Annotated in this window: 11 protein-coding genes; 1 reads left to right on the forward strand and 10 read right to left on the reverse strand. The window is 64.9% G+C overall.

What is annotated here, in order from left to right:
• The 8 genes from FJW10_RS19375 to FJW10_RS19410 all read right to left on the reverse strand — a co-directional run.
• On the reverse strand, nucleotides 1–1,631 hold a 1,631-nt coding region (locus FJW10_RS19375), incomplete at its 3' end, for a hypothetical protein (protein ID WP_210239809.1).
• Nucleotides 1,632–1,713: 82 nt separating this feature from the next.
• Nucleotides 1,714–3,015, reverse strand: a complete 1,302-nt coding sequence (locus FJW10_RS19380) for an HlyD family type I secretion periplasmic adaptor subunit (protein ID WP_140901262.1) — start codon at nucleotides 3,013–3,015, stop codon at nucleotides 1,714–1,716.
• A gap of 1 nt (nucleotide 3,016) precedes the next feature.
• Nucleotides 3,017–5,047 (reverse strand): type I secretion system permease/ATPase, encoded by a 2,031-nt coding sequence (locus tag FJW10_RS19385; RefSeq protein WP_246674315.1) that lies wholly within the window; start codon nucleotides 5,045–5,047, stop codon nucleotides 3,017–3,019.
• Nucleotides 5,048–5,618: 571 nt separating this feature from the next.
• On the reverse strand, nucleotides 5,619–6,476 hold the full coding sequence (locus FJW10_RS19390) for a patatin-like phospholipase family protein (protein ID WP_140901263.1): 858 nt from the start codon (nucleotides 6,474–6,476) through the stop codon (nucleotides 5,619–5,621).
• The gene (locus tag FJW10_RS19395; RefSeq protein WP_246674316.1) at nucleotides 6,473–7,867 is read right to left on the reverse strand and encodes a pitrilysin family protein; all 1,395 of its coding nucleotides are present in this window, start codon (nucleotides 7,865–7,867) and stop codon (nucleotides 6,473–6,475) included. The genes FJW10_RS19390 and FJW10_RS19395 overlap by 4 nt, the downstream gene beginning before the upstream one ends.
• Before the next feature lie 2 nt (nucleotides 7,868–7,869).
• On the reverse strand, nucleotides 7,870–9,231 hold the full coding sequence (locus tag FJW10_RS19400; RefSeq protein ID WP_140901264.1) for a pitrilysin family protein: 1,362 nt from the start codon (nucleotides 9,229–9,231) through the stop codon (nucleotides 7,870–7,872).
• An 83-nt stretch (nucleotides 9,232–9,314) separates the two neighbouring features.
• Nucleotides 9,315–9,869 carry a 16S rRNA (guanine(966)-N(2))-methyltransferase RsmD gene (gene rsmD, locus FJW10_RS19405; RefSeq protein ID WP_140704269.1) on the reverse strand — a complete coding sequence of 185 codons (555 nt, stop codon included), beginning with the start codon at nucleotides 9,867–9,869 and terminating at the stop codon, nucleotides 9,315–9,317.
• Nucleotides 9,850–11,901: a pseudouridine synthase gene (locus tag FJW10_RS19410; protein ID WP_140901265.1), complete on the reverse strand. Its 2,052-nt coding sequence runs from the start codon at nucleotides 11,899–11,901 to the stop codon at nucleotides 9,850–9,852. The genes rsmD and FJW10_RS19410 overlap by 20 nt, the downstream gene beginning before the upstream one ends.
• A 192-nt stretch (nucleotides 11,902–12,093) precedes the next feature.
• On the opposite strand from FJW10_RS19410, the gene FJW10_RS19415 reads away from it, so the two are divergent.
• The gene (locus FJW10_RS19415) at nucleotides 12,094–12,555 is read left to right on the forward strand and encodes a nucleoside deaminase (protein WP_140901266.1); all 462 of its coding nucleotides are present in this window, start codon (nucleotides 12,094–12,096) and stop codon (nucleotides 12,553–12,555) included.
• A 127-nt stretch (nucleotides 12,556–12,682) separates the two neighbouring features.
• On the opposite strand, the gene FJW10_RS19420 is transcribed toward FJW10_RS19415, so the two are convergent.
• Together FJW10_RS19420 and ileS are read right to left on the reverse strand one after the other, a co-directional pair.
• Complete coding sequence (locus tag FJW10_RS19420) at nucleotides 12,683–13,357, reverse strand: hypothetical protein (protein ID WP_140835784.1); 675 nt, start codon at nucleotides 13,355–13,357, stop codon at nucleotides 12,683–12,685.
• A gap of 202 nt (nucleotides 13,358–13,559) precedes the next feature.
• Nucleotides 13,560–16,523: an isoleucine--tRNA ligase gene (gene ileS / locus FJW10_RS19425; RefSeq protein ID WP_140901267.1), complete on the reverse strand. Its 2,964-nt coding sequence runs from the start codon at nucleotides 16,521–16,523 to the stop codon at nucleotides 13,560–13,562.
• Nucleotides 16,524–16,703 lie beyond the last annotated feature (180 nt).

Genomic DNA, 16,703 nt, shown 5'->3' on the forward strand with positions numbered 1-16,703 from the left:
GTCACCGTCGAGATGTCGCCCGCGGTGAGACCGGCCTGCCCGTCCTTCTCGATGTAGATCGTGACGCCGTCGAGACCGCTGTCGCCAGTCGTCTGGCCGTCGCCATTGGTGTCGGTGTACTTCGTGCCCGAGATCGAGAACAGCTTGAAGTTGGCGAAGTTCATGCCCGACTGATCCTGGCCCGACAGGCCATTGATCGTGTAACCAGCCGCCCCCAACGTCTGCACATAGCCGTTTGGCAGCTGTTCGAAGACCTTCAGCCCGTCAAAGCTGGAGTCCAGGCCGGTGAACGACCAGCTGCCGTTGGCGGCTGTCGTGGTCGTGGCATCGCCAGCGGTCAACGTGCCACTTTTGTCCTTGTCGATGAAGATAGTGACGCCGCCGAGGCCGGCATCACCGGTTGTCTGGCCGTCGCCATTGGCGTCGAGGTACTTCGTACCCGAGATCCCAAACGTGATCAGGTTGTTAGGATTCGTGCCCCACTCCTCAAAGCCCGAATTTGTCTGCCAGTCACCGGCCTGGCCGCCGAACGCCGAATAGACATAGATGTACTGGTAATCGGCGTCGTGGAGGAAGTCACTATCCTTGACCAGAACGCGGATGTCGCTGTCGCCGCTGCCAGAGGAGAGGGTGGAATTCAGCGCAACCCAGACGTTGCCGTTCGCATCTAGATTGTAGACGAGGTGCTCGCCGGTTACGCCGAAACCGCTGCCGGGCGTGTATGGGGTGTTCTCGGAAACTGGCACATGCCCAGTACCCAGATTCCCTGACGTCTCCTGGTAAATCTGCAAGCTGTCCAACGAAATGAATTCGTTGTTGCCGCCATTGGCTTCGTTGGAGTCGAGCAGAAACTCCCGGTAGGCGACGCCGTCGATCACAACGAGCGGAATGTCGCTCAAAAGCAGCGCCTTGTTGTGCTGTGCGCTGGTATTCTCGTTGTACTGTGGACTGAGGACATCACCGTAGGTGCCGCCGCGGTCATAATTGTAGCCCTGCTCTGTGGCGGGTGTGTTCGGGCCCTGAACTTGCACGAAGGCATCGAAAGTGCCCGTGCCTGACGATTGTCCGAAATCCGTTTTGACCTGATAGACTTGGAATTTCGCGTCGCCGATATTGATACCGGCAGTCGTCGTGGCATTTCGGACCGTCAAGTCGGCTGCCGCACCTGAGGCGTCGGGCGGTGGCGGCGCATCGGTAAAGTTCGCCGTCGCGACCTGGCCGCTTGCTTGATCCGTCGCCGTGAGCACAAATGCCTGGCCCGCCGCGTCACCGTTGACGTACCACGACGTCTGGATCGAGCCGTTGACAACGCCGTCCAGATCGCTGGCGCCGCCGTCGGTGACGGTCCAGGGCGTACCGGTGCCGGTAAGATCGTAGGTGAGCACATCGTCCGCGGTGCCGAGGACGCCGTCGGCGCCGGCGCCGAGGTGGGCGACCTGGAACGTGAGCGTGCCACCATCAGCGACTTCGGTGGCAGTAATCCCGACCGTCTCGCCGGGCGCGTAGTCCGCATCCGCCTGGTCGAGCGAGATTGCAAGCGGCGGAACAGGGTCGGTGCTTCCGGTTGTGGTGGTGTCCGTTGTCGCGAGTTGATCGGTCGTCAGATTGTCGGTGATATCGCTAGAGGTCATGACATTCCCCTTAACTTTGAATGCGGCACCGTCGTGTGCGGTTATCGTCGTTTCTATTTTCATTTTTCCGCCGGAGGCGGGCTCACTGTCTGAAGGCGCGTGTGATCTGGTCCTGTAACGGCTTCACCAGGTAGGACATCACCGAACGGTCTTCGGTCTTGATGAAGGATTCCACCGGCATGCCGGGCACCAGCTTGACCTCGCCGAACCGTGCAACCTGGGCGGCGACCGCCTTGATGCGCACGGTATAGTAGCTGGCGCCGGTGCGCTGATCGGTGGTGATGTCGGGCGAGGTCCGCTCGACCACGCCGTCGATCTGCGGCGTGGTGCGCGTGTTGAATGCCGAAAAGCGCAGTGAGGCCGACTGGCCGACCCACAGCTTGTCGATGTCGCTGGGCGCGATCCTGGCTTCCACGGCAAGGCTGTCATTGTCCGGCACGACCTGCATGATCGTCTCGCCTGGTTTCACCACGCCGCCGATCGTATAGGCGATCGACTGCTGCAGGACGCCGTCCTGCGGCGCGCGGATGTCGACCCGCTTCAGTTGGTCCTCCGCGGCGACCTTGCGCTCCAGAAGCTCGCCCATCTGGCCATCGACGTCGCGCAGGTCCTTGTTCACTTCGGTGCTCAGGTCGAGATCGATCTGGATGATCTGCAGCTTGATCTCGGCGATCTTCCCCTCGGCCTGCGCCTGGGCGGCAACGAGCTGGCCGCGTTCGCCGTCGAGGCGCGTGGCTTCGCGCTCGGTCTGGGTCAGCCGGTCGATGGAGATGAGCTTCTTGGCCCAAAGCGCGCGCACGGACGCGAGTTCCTTTTGCTCCAGTTCGATCTCCTTGTTGTTGGCCTCCGCCTGTGCGACGTCGCCGGCGATCTCCTTCTCGAGCTGGGCGATGCGTTCCCCGAGCTGGCTCTTCTGGCCGGCGCGGGAGATGCGCCGGGTCTCGAAATGCTGCTTCTCGCCAGCCACCGCCTCGGCGACGTCGGGATCGGCGACGCGGTCCAGAAGTTCATTGGGGAAGATGATAGCGTCGCTGCCGCGGCGCTCCGAATCGAGACGGGCCTTGCGCGCCGTGAGTTGGTCGAGCGCCTTGCTCACCACCGCGAGATTGGCGGCCGGCACGGTGCGGTCGAGGCGCAGCAAAAGGTCGCCGGCCTTGACGCGGTCGCCGTCGCGGGCATCGATCTCGGCAACGATACCGCCGGTCGCATGCTGCACATTCTTGACGTGGGAATCGACGACGAGCGTGCCGGGGGCGATGACCGCGCCGGCAATCTCGGTGACCGAAGCCCAGCCGCCGACACCTCCGCCAAGCAGCAGCACGGCTCCGAGCCCAAGCCTTATGTAGAAGCGGATCGACGCATGCGAAGCGCCCGACGCAGCCATGTCAGTTCCCTCCCTCGGTTCCGTTGGCGAGAGCCGGGGCGCCGGATTCCGTGGTCACCCTCAGCGCTGGACTGGTTGCCGGGACCGTCCGCAGCGTCGGGAACATCTTGGCGAAAACCTCGTCCTTCGCTCCGAAGTCATGGATGCGCCCCTGGTTCATCGCCAAGACGAAATCGACAGCGGTCAGCACGTTCGGACGATGGGCGACGATGACAACCACGCCGCCGCGCTCGCGAACGCCGAGCATCGCGCGGATCAATGCCTGCTCGCCGTCCATGTCGAGGTTGGAGTTCGGCTCGTCCAGCACCACGAGGAATGGATCGCGATAGAGCGCTCGGGCGAGCGCAATGCGCTGGCGCTGGCCGGCCGAAAGCGCTTCGCCATGTTCGCCGATCTCGGTCTCGTAGCCCTGGCGGAAACCCACGATCAGCTCGTGCGCGCCCGCGGCCTTGGCCGCGGCGATGATTGCGTCCGGGTCGGCTTCCGGCTCGAAGCGGGCGATGTTTTCGGCGACCGTGCCGGCAAACAGCTCCACATCCTGCGGCAGGTAGCCGATGTGGCGGCCACGCTCTTGTGACGACCATTGGTCGAGATCGGCGCCGTCAAGCTTGACGCGGCCGCTTACGGGCTGCCAAGCCCCGACGAGAGCCCGCACCAGGGTGGACTTTCCCGAGCCGCTCGGGCCGATGATTCCCAACCCGTGACCGGCTTCCATGGCGAAGCTGGCATCCTGGACCAGCAGCCGTTGCAACCCTGGAGCCGCGATGGCGGCATTCTGCATCACGACATTGGCGCTGGGCGCCGGCAACAGCATGGGTTCGGTCTCGGCAGGGATGGCCGCCAGCACCCTGGTCAACCGTTGCCAGCCCTGGCGCGCGCTCACGAAACCTTTCCAGTTGGCGATCGCGAGATCGACCGGCGCCAGCGCGCGGCCGCTGAGGATGGAAGCAGCGATGATGACGCCTGCCGTAGCCTCCTGCTCGATAACCAGCCAGGCGCCGATGCCGAGCATGGACGATTGCAGCAGCATGCGCAGCACTTTCGATACCGCGCCGAAGCTGCCGGCAACGTCGCTCACCTTGCGCTGGTCGGCAATGAATTCGAGGTTGGCACCTTCCCAGCGCGACGCCAGCCCGCCAGCCATGCCCATGGCGGCAACGACTTCCGCATTGCGAGTGCCGGCAGCGATAAGCCCGCCGCGCCGGTTCCCGCTCAAGGTGGCGGCTGATACCGGTTGTCGCGTCAACCGCTCGGCAAGCACGGTCAGCACGATCAGAACGACCGCCCCGAACAGCGCCGTCACGCCGAGCACCCAGTGAAACATGAAGATGATGATCAGATAGATCGGCATCCATGGCAGGTCGAACAGCGCCGTTGGACCCATGCCGGACAGGAAGCCGCGCACGCTGTCGAGATCGCGCATCGGCTGCAGGCTGTCGCCCTCGCGCCTGGCCTTCAGCGGCAATCTCAGCATCGATGTGTACACGCGGTGACCAAGAGCCTCGTCGAGGGCGCCGCCGATCCTGACCAGAACCCGCGCGCGCACGAAATCGAGAAAGCCCTGCCCGCAGTAAAGGATGATGAGCAGTATCGAAATGCCGACGAGCGTCGGCAGGCTGCGGCTCGGCAGCACGCGGTCATAGACCTCGAGCATGTAGAGCGAGCCTGCGAGCATCAGCAAATTGAGCATGCCGCTGAACAAGCCGACCGCAAGGAAGGCCGACCGGCAGTTGGCAAGCGCCGCGGAGAGCTCCGAGCGGACGGAGCCGGCCGGCCGCCGGCCGGCTGGTCTCACCGACGGCTTGCTGAGTGTCACAATGCGAGGCTGTGCGGCGTCGACGGCACTTTGCGCCACGTCGCCGCGGGCGCGGAACATGGCCAGGCAGCCGAAAGCGCCCATCGCCACGGCGATGAACATCGGGCCGATCGATGCATGGCGGCCGGAGAAGAGAAGAAATCCGGCGACACACGCAACGAGCGCCAGGCCGACAAGCCTCACCTTTGCCTGCGCCGAACCAAAGGTTTTGCCCATCAACCTGAGCGACGCGTTACTGAACCCCACAGCCACGGCACGCCTTTCAAATTCCCGAACGCATCAGCTGCTGCTGCGGCAGGCCTATCGGCCGCGCAAGGCGGCTGGCTACCCATGCCGAAAGCGTTCGCGCCCAATTTTGAGGGAGCAAGGTCATAATGCCACCCAACCAGGCACGCCCCGAACAAGCCGGCCCATGAACAGCCGGCCCAATGTCGGCTCACGGAAAGGCGGTGACGCAGTGGTGATGGCTAAGGCGACTGTAGAAGCCGCCCAACGTCCTCCCTACCCCAGTAGCGCTGTAACTCGTTGTTGCCGGTCGGGAGATTATTTACGCTACCTTATATTAGGAGATTATTAACTCTACCGGAGCGTGCGTCAACGGGAAATTCAATGAAGAGTTTGTGACAAGCCGCAAACTTATGCAGGACCTGGGCCGGTCAGCATAAAGAATACTTCGCGTTATTCTTAGGTCCATCTTAACCAAAGACCATTGCGCTGACCGATCGGACTTCAGTTGTCGGACCTCGGTCGCCACCGCATGCGCCTGAAGGGATGTGATCGGAAGGGCTCAGACCACCTTGTTCTTGCCCCGCCTGCCGCCATGCGCTTCCACGGCCCTCTCGACGGCGCGCTTCAATTCGTCCTTGATCTCGACCGTCTCGGCCATCAGCGTCTCGATCTTGAGGAATTCGAGGACGCGGTATTTCGAGACGTTCGGCCGGATCAGAATGTCCGGCCGGTGCTGCCTGAGCTTGTTGGCGATGATCGACTGCATCATCAACTGGGTGGCGCCATACATCAGGTCGACGGTGGTCGGGTGCTTGCGCTCGGCCTCGCTCGGCGCGCCGACGACATCGACGGCGATAATGATGTCGGCGTCCTTCTCGATGAGGTCGAAAGGCACGGGGTTGTAGATACCGCCATCGATCAGCACGCGGCCTTCGCGCGTCACCGGGCGGAAGACCGCCGGGATGGCCGCCGATGCGGCAAGCGCCGAATGCAGGTCGCCTTCGGCGAACACCGCAAGGCTGTGGCCGAAATAGTCGGTCGCGGTAACCTTGAGCGGCACCTTCAGCGCCTCGAACGTCTGCGGGATCGCCTCGGGCAGGAAAGCCTTCAGAATGCGCTCGATGTTGAACTGGCTGACGCGGATGCCGCCCTGCATGGCCTCAGCGATCGTGCCCGGCCGCGAGCGCCACATGCGCGCCGCCACTTCGGCCCGGCTGCCGAGGATCGATCGGGCATAATCGTGAATCTCGGCACCCTTCATCCCCGACGCCATGCCGGCGCCCATGATGGCGCCGATCGACGAGCCGGCAATCGCCACCGGCTTGATGCCAATCTCGTCGAGAGCCTCGATGATATGGATATGCGCGAGACCGCGCGCGCCGCCGCCGCCGAAGGCCACCCCGAAGGTCGGGCTCATCCCTTGCGGCCTCCCGCCACCTGAACCAGCGGCGGCCCGATGACCATCACCGCGGGGTCGGACGACAGGAGCTTCTTCGCCGCCGCCTTCGCGTCGGCCAGCGTCACCGCGTTGATGAGAGCCGCGCGCCGCTTGATATAATCGATGCCGAGATCATCGATCTGCAGCTCCACGAGCGTCGCGGCGATGGAGCTGGACGAATCCAGATTGCTGATGGCGTAGGCGCCGACCATGTATTTCTTGATCGCCGCGAGTTCCTCCTCGGTGGGGCCGTTCTCGGCCATGTCCTTCACCACCTGGCGCACGATCGAAAGCGTTTCCGCGGCGCGGTCGGAACGCGTCGCCGTCGTCACGAGCAGCGCGTTGGAGTGCTCGTGATCGACGAGATCGGAGCTGACGCTATAGGCAAGGCCGCGTTTCTCGCGCACCTGCTCATACAAGCGCGACGTGAAAGTCGAGCCGCCGAGAATCTCGTTCATCAGCACGGCGGCGTAGAAATCGGGATCGCTCCGCTTCACGCCCGGCCAGGCAAGCTGCAGGGAGGTCTGCGGCAGATCGTAATTCACTTCGAGCTGCTGGCCGAGCTTGGGCGTGACGTCGGCAACCGGCGCCAGCGCCTGCTTGTCCGGCAGGTCGCCAAACACCTCGTCAAGCCTGCCGCTCAACGTGGCGGCGTCGATATCGCCCACCACCGCCACATGCAGCCCGCCGCGAGCGAAATTCGCCTTGTGGAAGGCCTTGAGGTCGTTGGCAGTGATGGTGGCGAGACTGTCTTTGTTGCCCTCGTCCGGCCGCGCGTAGGGATGCTGGCCATAGATCGCGCGCAGCCAGCGCTGCTGGGCGATCGTATTGGGATCCCGCTCATTGGCGAGGATGCCGGAGAGTGTCTGGGCGCGGATGCGGTCGATCGGCGCCTGATCGAAGCGCGGGCTGTTCACCGCCAGCTTCAGCAGGCCAAAAGCCTCGTCCTTCTGGTCGGACAGCATGCGCATCGAGCCATAGGTGCCATCGCGCGCCGCCTGAAAACTCATCTCCGCGCCGGCATCGTCGAGCTTCGACTGGAAGGCCTCGCTGTCGAGGTCGCCGGCGCCCTCGTCGAACAGGCCGGTCATCAGGTTGACCAGGCCGTCCTTGCCGGCGGGGTCCTGCGCCGTGCCGCCGTCGAAGACGAAACGGATCGCAACCAGCGGGACCGAATGGTCTTCCACCAGCCAGGCGGTGACGCCCTTCTTCGACTTCACCTCCTGGATGTTCATTTCGGCGCGGGCGGCAAGCACCGGCAAAAGCAGGAAGAACAGGGCGAAGCAAAGGGTGGCGACGGCGCGATAGAGCTTGCCTTCCTCGCTCGCCGGAGAAGGAGAAGCGATCGTATGGCCAAGAACCATGCTCATTATCAGTTCCCCGCCTGCTGCTGCGGCAAGAGATAGCCGGTGGTGGAGCGATCGAGCACCAGATAGCGGGTGGCGGCCGCCTTGACCTCATCGGCAGTCACCTTGCGGATCCGGTCCGGCCATTCCTGGACGTCCTTGACATTGCCGCCCGTGGCAAGCGTCGAGCCATACATGTTGGCCATGTCGTCCTGCTTGTCGCGCGCAAAGATCATGGAGCGCACATAGCGGGTCTTGGCCCGCTCCAGCTCATCGTCGCTCACGCCGTCCTTGACGATGCGGGCGATTTCGGCATCGACCGCCGCCTCGACATCGGCAAGCCTGGCGTCGCCGCGCGGGGCGCCATAGACGGTGAAGTTGGTGGCGTCGAGCATGGTGCCCTGGAAGTAGGCGCCGGTCTCGGAAGCGATACCCTGCTTGACGACGAGCTGCTGGTACAACCTGCTTCGGTTGTCGCCGCCGAGGATCTCGGCAAGCAGGTCGAGCGCCTCGGCTTCGCCAGGCTTGGCCGTGTGATAGGACGGCACGACCCACTGCGTCGAAAAGCTCGGCACCGAGACGCGCGCGTCGGTAAGCGTCACTGTGCGCTTCGTGTTCTGCTCGGGCTCCACGGGGCGGATGCGCGGCCGCAGGTCCGGGCCGCGGGCGACCTTGCCGTAGGTGCGCCCGGCCATCGCCTTCACCGCGTCGGGATCGACGTCGCCGGCCACCACCAGCACCGCGTTGTTCGGCCGGTAGTAGGCGTCGTAGAAGGCTTTCGCGTCCGGGCGGTTCAACTGCTGCATCTCCTGCATCCAGCCGATCACCGGAATGCGGTAGGGCTGGTTCTGCCAGAGCGTCGCGTCGACCTCCTCGTCGAGCACCGCCTGCGGATTGCTGTCGATGCGCGAACGGCGCTCCTCCAGGATCACGTCGCGCTCGGTCTTGATGACATCGTCGGTCAGGATGAGGTTGCGCATGCGATCGGCCTCGAAGCCCATCATCTGTTCGAGGGCGGAAGGCGGCACCGTCTCGTGGAAGGCGGTGTAGTCGTAGGAGGTGAAGGCATTGTTGGAGCCGCCGATCTCGGACACGGCGCGATCGAACTCGCCGGCGGCGTGGTTGGTCGTGGCCTTGAACATCAGGTGCTCGAAGAAATGCGCGATGCCGGATTTGCCGGGAGGCTCGTCGGCGCTGCCGATCTTGTACCAGACCATGTGGGTGACGATCGGGGCGCGGTGGTCGGGGATGACGACCACTTCCATGCCGTTGTCGAGCAGGAAATCCTTGACCTCGCCGTCATCGGCCGCGCGGGCCGGAGCGGCCGCCGCAAGCGTCAGCGCGCCGGCCAGAAGCGCTGCGCGCAGCCCAATTCCTGTTCGTCTCATCAAGTTCTCCGGTCGCGGTTGCGCGACGATAGGCAAGGTTGTTGGCGAGGCAAAGTGAATTGTGAGTCATTTTCGAGGCGGCGCTAACCAACCTCGATGAAGCGAATGACCGTTTCGCCATAGCCCCGCTCGTCCACCACGGAAAAACCCGGGCCTGCCTCGAACGGCGCCGAGGCCGCCTCCTCGACCACGAACAACGCGCCGGGCAACAGCCAGCCGCCGGCCTTGGCCGAGCGCAGCGCGCGTTCGCCAAGCCCTTTGCCATAGGGCGGGTCGGCGAAGATCAGGCCGAAGGGCGAGAGCGTGCCGGCCTCACCCAAATGAGCGGCGTCGCGACGAAAAATCTTGGTGCGGCCGGTGAGACCATAGGCCTCGACGTTTTCGCGGATCAGACCTCGCCCCTCCGTCGATTCCTCGATGAAGACGCAGTAGGCGGCGCCGCGCGACAGGGCCTCAAGTCCGAGCGCGCCCGTGCCGGCGAAAAGATCGAGCACGCGGCCGCCCTCGAGCTTTTCGGCATAGCGATGCGCGAGCACATTGAACACCGCCTCGCGGGTGCGGTCGGTGGTTGGGCGGATGGCATTGCTTTTCGGCGTCGCCAGCGGTCGCCCGCGGAACTCACCGCCGACGATCCGCATTGCCGCCCCTCTTCGGACCGCGCGGCCTGTCGCCGCCATCGCCTTCGGGGCGCTCGCCGCGGGGCTTGCCGAACGGTTTCGCGCCCGGCTTGCCCTTGCCGCCCGGCTTGTAGGACGCCTTGCGCGCCTTCGCTTCGGCGGCCTTGGCAGCATCGGCTTCCGCCCTGCCCTTGCCGATCGGCCGAGCGCCCGGCGCCATCCAGACATTGGCCTTGCGCTGGCCCGGCGGTTCGATCGGCCGCTGCTCGCGCTCGGATTTCTTGCCGCCGAAACGGGGCTTGTCGCCGAACCCACCGCGCGGCTTTTCGCCGAAGACGCCACGGTCGGATTTAGGGCCGCGCTCGCCGAACGCCCTGTCAGGCCCAAATGCCCTGTCCGGCTTTGTCGAGAGCTTGCTCAGCGCCTCGTCGCGGCTGCCTTCGCGGCGCTTGCGCGCCTTGATCAGGCCGCCCTCGCCGATCGGCCGGTGGTCGCCGTCGCGCGTGAATTTCGGTCGGTCGGCCTCTTCGCGGCGAGGCCCGCCGCCGCGCACCGGCTTGTTGGAAAACGGCTTTTGGATCTCGGCATCGAAATTGGCGCCGGACTCCTCGATCAGCCGTTCGCCGAGCTGTTCGCGCAGCACGCGGCCCTTGATCTCCAGCACATGGCCCTCGGGGAGATCCTCGAGCTGGAACGGTCCGTAGGAGATGCGGATCAGCCGCGTCACGTCGAGGCCAAGCGCGCCGAGGATGTTCTTCACCTCGCGGTTCTTGCCTTCGCGCAGGCCCAGGGTCAGCCACGCATTGGTGCCCTGCTCGCGGTCGAGCGAGGCTTCGATCGAGCCGTAGAAGACGCCGTCGACGGCGATGCCTTCGCGCAGGCCGGCGAGCGCGCTCTCTTCGACCTTGCCGTGGACGCGCGCGCGGTAGCGCCGCAGCCAGCCGGTGGCCGGCAATTCGAGCACGCGCGACAGCCCGCCGTCATTGGTCAAAAGCAGCAGGCCCTCGGTGTTGATGTCGAGCCGGCCGATCGTCATCAGCCGCGGCAGGTCGGACGGCAGCACGTCAAAGACGGTCTTGCGGCCTTCCGGATCGCGGTTGGTGGTGACGACGCCCGCCGGCTTGTGGAACAGGAAAAGGCGCGTGCGCTCGATCGGCGGGATCTCGGTGCCGTCGAGATGGATGATGTCGTTGGCGCCGACATTGAAGGCTGGCGAGTCCAGCACCTTGCCGTTGACCTTGACGCGACCGGCCGCGATCAGTTCCTCGGCGTCGCGGCGCGAGGCGATGCCGGCGCGCGCCAGCCGCTTGGCGATGCGCTCGCCGCTTTCGGGCGCGGCTTCCGAGGGACGCGGCCGTGGCTTGAAGCCGCCTTCCGGTTTTCCGCCAGCTCCGCGTGGACGATCGCTGAAGTCTCGCTTCGGCCGGTCGGCGAAATCGCGTTTGGGACGGTCGTCGAATGCACGCTTGGGGCGGTCGAAACGTCGTTCGCCCCGATCGCCTTCGGCAGCCGCCGGTCGGTCGCCACGCGGTGCGTAAGGCTTGCGATCCTCACGCTTCTCGAAAGGCTTGCCATCGCGCGGCGGACCTTTGCGGAACGGCCTGTCGCCACGCTCCCCGCCTTCACCCATTTCACGCGGCCCCATCTCACGCGGCCCCATCTCACGCGGCTTGTAGCTGCGCTTGAAATCGCGCGCAGGGCGCTCACCCGCCGCGGCCATCGGCCGGTCGCCGCGCGGCGTGTAAGGCTTGCGGCCCTCGCGCTTCTCGAAGGGCTTGCCTTCGGGGCGCGGACCTTTGCGGAACGGCTTTTCGGCGCGCCCAGCGCCCTCGCCCGTCTCGCGTGGCTTGTGACTGCGCTTGAAGTCGCGGCGTCCGCCGTCGACGTCGCGGCGTCCGCCAACGACATCGCGGCGCTCGCCTTCGGCAGCCATCGGTCGCTCGCGCTTGGCGAACGGCTTCTTGGCGCCGTGGGCCGGTTTTCCGTCACGCCTGCCCGTCGGTCTGGAGTAGCCCTTGCGCGGCCCGCGTGGAGATTTCTTGTCGTCGTCCATTACATTGCTCGTCTTCACCTGCTACAGCACCTGCTACAGCGCCGCGCGCCCTTGCGGACGCCCAACGCAGGCAGTGTCATCTTGATTTTGCGCATCCAGCGGCGCGGCAAAAACCGATTCCGGTTTTCAGGGTCTCGCGCTAAATAACAGGATCACTCTCGGCTGGCGAGAAGTAATCGGAATGGAAACCGCTTGAAACGACCGGATTTCATGGCCCTGGCGCTTGAAGAGGCCGAGGCGGCCGCCAGCCGCGGCGAAGTGCCGGTCGGCGCTGTGATCGCCAATGGCGGCACGGTGGTCGCGAAAGCCGGCAACCGCACGCGCGAGCTCTCGGACCCGACCGCGCATGCCGAGATGCTGGCGATCCGCGAGGCCTGCCGGAAGCTGGCCAGCGAACGTCTCACCGGCCATGATCTCTATGTGACGCTGGAGCCCTGCGCGATGTGCGCCGGCGCGATCTCCTTCGCCCGGCTGCGGCGGCTCTATTTCGGCGCCGCCGACGAGAAAGGCGGCGCGGTGGTCAATGGCGTGCGCTTCTTCGCCTCAGCCATCTGCCACCATACGCCGGATGTCTATCCGGGGATCGGCGAGAGCGACGCCGCCCTCATCCTCAGGGACTTCTTTCGCGAAAGACGGAATGGCGGTGAATGGTGAAGTGAGTAGTGGTTAGTGAGCAGTGAGCAGTGAGCAGTGAGGCAGCATTTTCACTATTCACTATTCACTATTCACTATTCACTATTCACTATTCACTATTCACTATTCACTATTCACTATTCACTATTCACAGACCGAGCCAGTCGAACCAGCCGCCCTTCTTGCCTTCGGCCTGCGCCTTGAGGCGGCGCTCCTTCTTGTATTCGTCCTCGCCGAGCTCGTTCTGCGGCGCGGTGCCGGCAGCTTGGCGATAGGCAAGCGGCGGCTCGCTCAGATATTTGCGAACGGTCGGATCGCCCTGCTTCTGTTCAGCAAGGCTGCGCTGAATCTGCGCACGGCGGGCGGCCGAGTTGTCATCCGGCGACCAGGCCGGCGGGTGGCTGGAGCCCGATTCGGCCAATGCCTTCTTCACCGCCTCGGGATTGGTCTGGATATCCTCAACGGCTTCCGGCTGGTAATTCGGATCGTTCTGGTGCGCGGTGGCATCGGCGCGGATGCGGGCGCGGCGCGCCTCCGGCGATTCGGGCCAGTCGGCGCTCGCCGTCGCGATGCTCTGCTGCGGCGGCGGTAGGCTTTCCTTCTGCCCGGGAGCGGGCTTCACCAGATCAGGACGCGGCTTGTAGTCGATCGGATCTTTGCGCTTCGGCGTGATCGAGGCAGCCGCGGAGACATCGTCGAAGAGCTGCGCGGCTGCCGTCTTATCGGTTCCGTAGGTCGGCGAACCCACGCAGCCTGACAGGGCGATGGCCGATACCACAAGCGGCGCCATCAGCGCGGCGCGCGCGAACGTTCTGTCGGTCATGCCAAAAAGTCCCACTCTAACAGCCTTTCAGTCGCCACCGGCCAAGGGCACGGTCCCCTTCTTCCCCGCATTTGCGATGGAAATCCGGCGACAATTTGTCTGCCGGAGTGTCGCGTGTTTACCTCAACCACTTGTTAAGGGCAACGCGCGGGCGGTTTCAGGCCGCCCGGCGTGGCATTTGTGCACCGGCTTATCGACAGGACTACAGCCGCCCAAGGGCCTTCAGCTCATGCAACACCGCGGCATCGCGGGCCGAGACATCCGGAAATTCCAGATCCTGCCCGACATCGGCGGTGTAGCGCCAGGAGCGCGCGCATTTGACCAGACCGCGATCCTCGGCTTTCTCCACCACCACCGCCACGCCCTTGACGTCGTCGAGCGTGAAGGCGCCTTCCGGGGCTTTGCCGTGCCTGACGACGAGATCGCTGGTGATCGCCATTTCGGCCATATCGACATCGGCGATCGCAGCCTCCAGCGCCGCGTCGTCGAGCGTCACCACCGGCACCGCCTCGAGCGAAGAGCCGATCAGCTTCTCGGCTCGCGCGATCTCCAGCGCGCCGGTGACGACGCGGCGCACCTGCCTCACCTTGCGCCATTTCTCGGCCAGCGCCTCGTTGCGCCAGTCCTGCGGGATCGCGGGGAACTGGCCGAGATGCACCGACACGGCTTGCGGGTGGCGGTCGAGCCAGGCTTCTTCCGTGGTGAAGGGCAGCATCGGCGCCAGCCACTTCACCAGGCATTCGAAGAGGTGGCGCACCACCTGCACGGCCGCCCTGCGGCGCAGGCTCGACGGCCCGTCGCAGTAAAGCGCGTCCTTGCGGATGTCGAAATAGAAGGCCGAAAGCTCCACCACCATGAAGTCGAGCAGCGTGCGGGTGATGCGCTTGAACTCGAAGGCGTCGTAGCCCTGGCGCACCATTTCGTCCAACTCGGACAACCGGTGCAGCATCAGCCGCTCCAGTTCCGGCATCGTCTCGACCGGTACGTCCCGGCCGTCGTCATGGGCGAGCGTGCCCAGCATCCAGCGGATGGTGTTCCTGAGCTTGCGGTAGGCGTCGATGTTGGTCTGCAGCACGTTCTTGCCGAGCCGCTGGTCTTCCCAATAATCGGTCGTGACCACCCAAAGCCGCAGGATATCGGCGCCGGATTGCTTGATGACGTCCTGCGGCACGACGGTGTTGCCGAGCGACTTCGACATCTTGCGGCCTTCCTCGTCCATGGTGAAGCCATGGGTGACGACCGTGTCGTAAGGCGCCCTGCCCCTGGTGCCGCAGCTTTCGAGCAGCGAGGAATGGAACCAGCCGCGATGCTGGTCCGAGCCTTCGAGATAGACGTCGGCCGGCCATTTGAGATCCGGACGGTCTTCCAGCGTGAAGACATGCGTCGAACCGGAATCGAACCAGACGTCGAGGATGTCCATCACCTGGTGCCATTTCGAGGCGTCGTGATTGCCGAGGAAGCGCGCCTTCGCGCCCTCGGCGAACCAGGCGTCGGCGCCTTCCTTCTCGAAAGCGTCCATGATGCGCTGGTTGACGGCCTCGTCCTTCAGCACATTGCCGTCCTCGTCGGCGAAGACCGCGATCGGCACGCCCCAGGCGCGCTGGCGCGACAGCACCCAGTCGGGGCGCTCCTCGATCATGGCGCGGATGCGGTTCTGGCCCGCCGCCGGAACGAAACGGGTGTCGTCGATCGCCTTCAGCGCGCGGCTGCGCAACGTCGTGCCGTCGCCGAGGTCCTTGTCCATATAGACGAACCATTGCGGCGTGTTGCGGAAGATGACCGGCTTCTTGGAGCGCCAGGAGTGCGGATAGCTGTGCTTCAGCCGGCCGCGCGCGAAGAGCGCGTTGCGCTTGATCAGTTCGTCGATGACGGCCTGATTGGCATTGCCCTTCTTGCCGTTGTCGTCGATGACGCGCGCCGCGCCACCTTCGCGCCCCGGGCCGAAGCCAGGCGCGTCCTTGGTGAAGAAGCCGGCATCGTCGACCGTGAAGGGGATCGTGGTATCGACGCCGCGCGCCCGCAGCTCGCTCGCGGCCTCCATCCAGGCGTCGAAGTCCTCGCGGCCGTGGCCGGGCGCGGTGTGCACGAAGCCGGTGCCGGCATCGTCGGTGACATGCTCGCCCGCAACCATCGGCACAGGGAATTCGTAGCCGCCGCCGAGGCCCTTGAAAGGATGAGAAAGCGTAAGCTTCCCAAGCTGTTCGGCCGAGACGCTGTGAAGCCGGTTCAGTGCGACCTTGGCCTTGGCGGCGCACTCTTGCGCCAGCGCGTCGGCAAAGATCAGCTTCTCGCCGGGCTGCGGGCCGAAGGCGTTCTCGGCCGCCGTGACCTCATAGAGGCCATAGGCGATGCGCGGCGAATAGCTCACGGCGCGGTTGCCGGGGATGGTCCAGGGCGTGGTCGTCCAGATGACGACATGCGCCTCGACGAGGTCGAGCGCTGCCTCGTCCAGCGCCGGCGCGGCGCCGGCGACCGGCTGGGCGAGGCTCGCGACCGGGAACTTCACCCAGACCGTGTCGCTCTCGTAGTCCTGATACTCGACCTCGGCCTCGGCGAGCGCGGTCCGCTCGACCACGCTCCACATCACCGGCTTCGAGCCGCGGTAGAGCTGGCCGGACAAGGCGAATTTCAACAGTTCGCCGGCGATGCGCGACTCGGCATGATACGCCATGGTCGTATAGGGATTGTCGAAATCGCCGATGACGCCGAGACGCTGGAACTCCTCGCCCTGCACCTTGATCCAGTGCTGGGCGAAATCCCGGCATTCCCTGCGGAACTCGTTGACCGGCACCTCATCCTTGTTCTTGCCCTTGGCGCGATACTGCTCCTCGATCTTCCATTCGATCGGCAGGCCGTGGCAGTCCCAACCCGGCACGTAATTGGCGTCATAGCCGCGCATCTGGAAGGAGCGGTTGATGACGTCCTTGAGGATCTTGTTCAGCGCATGGCCGATATGGATGTTGCCGTTGGCGTAGGGCGGCCCGTCATGCAGCACGAATTTCTCGCGGCCGGCGGCCTCCTCGCGCAGCTTCTTGTAAAGGTCCATGTCCTGCCAGCGCTTGACCAGGCCAGGCTCCTTCTCGGGCAGGCCGGCACGCATCGGGAAGTCCGTCTGCGGCAAATAGAGCGTTTTGGAATAGTCGATCGTTTCAACGGTGTCGGTCATTGATCTGCCATCTGCGTTGCCCGGCGGCGGAAAGCCCGGGCGTTGAACCAGCATTTTCTTGAAAAAGCGCGAGGGGCGCGCGCGAAAACTCCCGGCGGCTCCAGCGGCGCTCAGGCCGCCCGGAACACCGGGCCCGTAATTCGTATCGCGATCGCGAAAAGGCGCGAAAAGCTCGTCATG

Source organism: Mesorhizobium sp. B4-1-1, assembly GCF_006439375.1.
Lineage (GTDB): Bacteria > Pseudomonadota > Alphaproteobacteria > Rhizobiales > Rhizobiaceae > Mesorhizobium.

What these genes read in the sequence shown, in the direction of transcription:
- FJW10_RS19380 (WP_140901262.1), bottom strand. Translation starts at nt 3,015, where the DNA reads ATGGCTGCGTCGGGCGCTTCGCATGCGTCGATCCGCTTCTACATAAGG.
- FJW10_RS19385 (WP_246674315.1), bottom strand. Translation starts at nt 5,047, where the DNA reads ATGGGCAAAACCTTTGGTTCGGCGCAGGCAAAGGTGAGGCTTGTCGGC.
- FJW10_RS19390 (WP_140901263.1), bottom strand. Translation starts at nt 6,476, where the DNA reads ATGAGCCCGACCTTCGGGGTGGCCTTCGGCGGCGGCGGCGCGCGCGGT.
- FJW10_RS19395 (WP_246674316.1), bottom strand. Translation starts at nt 7,867, where the DNA reads ATGAGCATGGTTCTTGGCCATACGATCGCTTCTCCTTCTCCGGCGAGC.
- FJW10_RS19400 (WP_140901264.1), bottom strand. Translation starts at nt 9,231, where the DNA reads ATGAGACGAACAGGAATTGGGCTGCGCGCAGCGCTTCTGGCCGGCGCG.
- rsmD (WP_140704269.1), bottom strand. Translation starts at nt 9,869, where the DNA reads ATGCGGATCGTCGGCGGTGAGTTCCGCGGGCGACCGCTGGCGACGCCG.
- FJW10_RS19410 (WP_140901265.1), bottom strand. Translation starts at nt 11,901, where the DNA reads ATGGACGACGACAAGAAATCTCCACGCGGGCCGCGCAAGGGCTACTCC.
- FJW10_RS19420 (WP_140835784.1), bottom strand. Translation starts at nt 13,357, where the DNA reads ATGACCGACAGAACGTTCGCGCGCGCCGCGCTGATGGCGCCGCTTGTG.
- ileS (WP_140901267.1), bottom strand. Translation starts at nt 16,523, where the DNA reads ATGACCGACACCGTTGAAACGATCGACTATTCCAAAACGCTCTATTTG.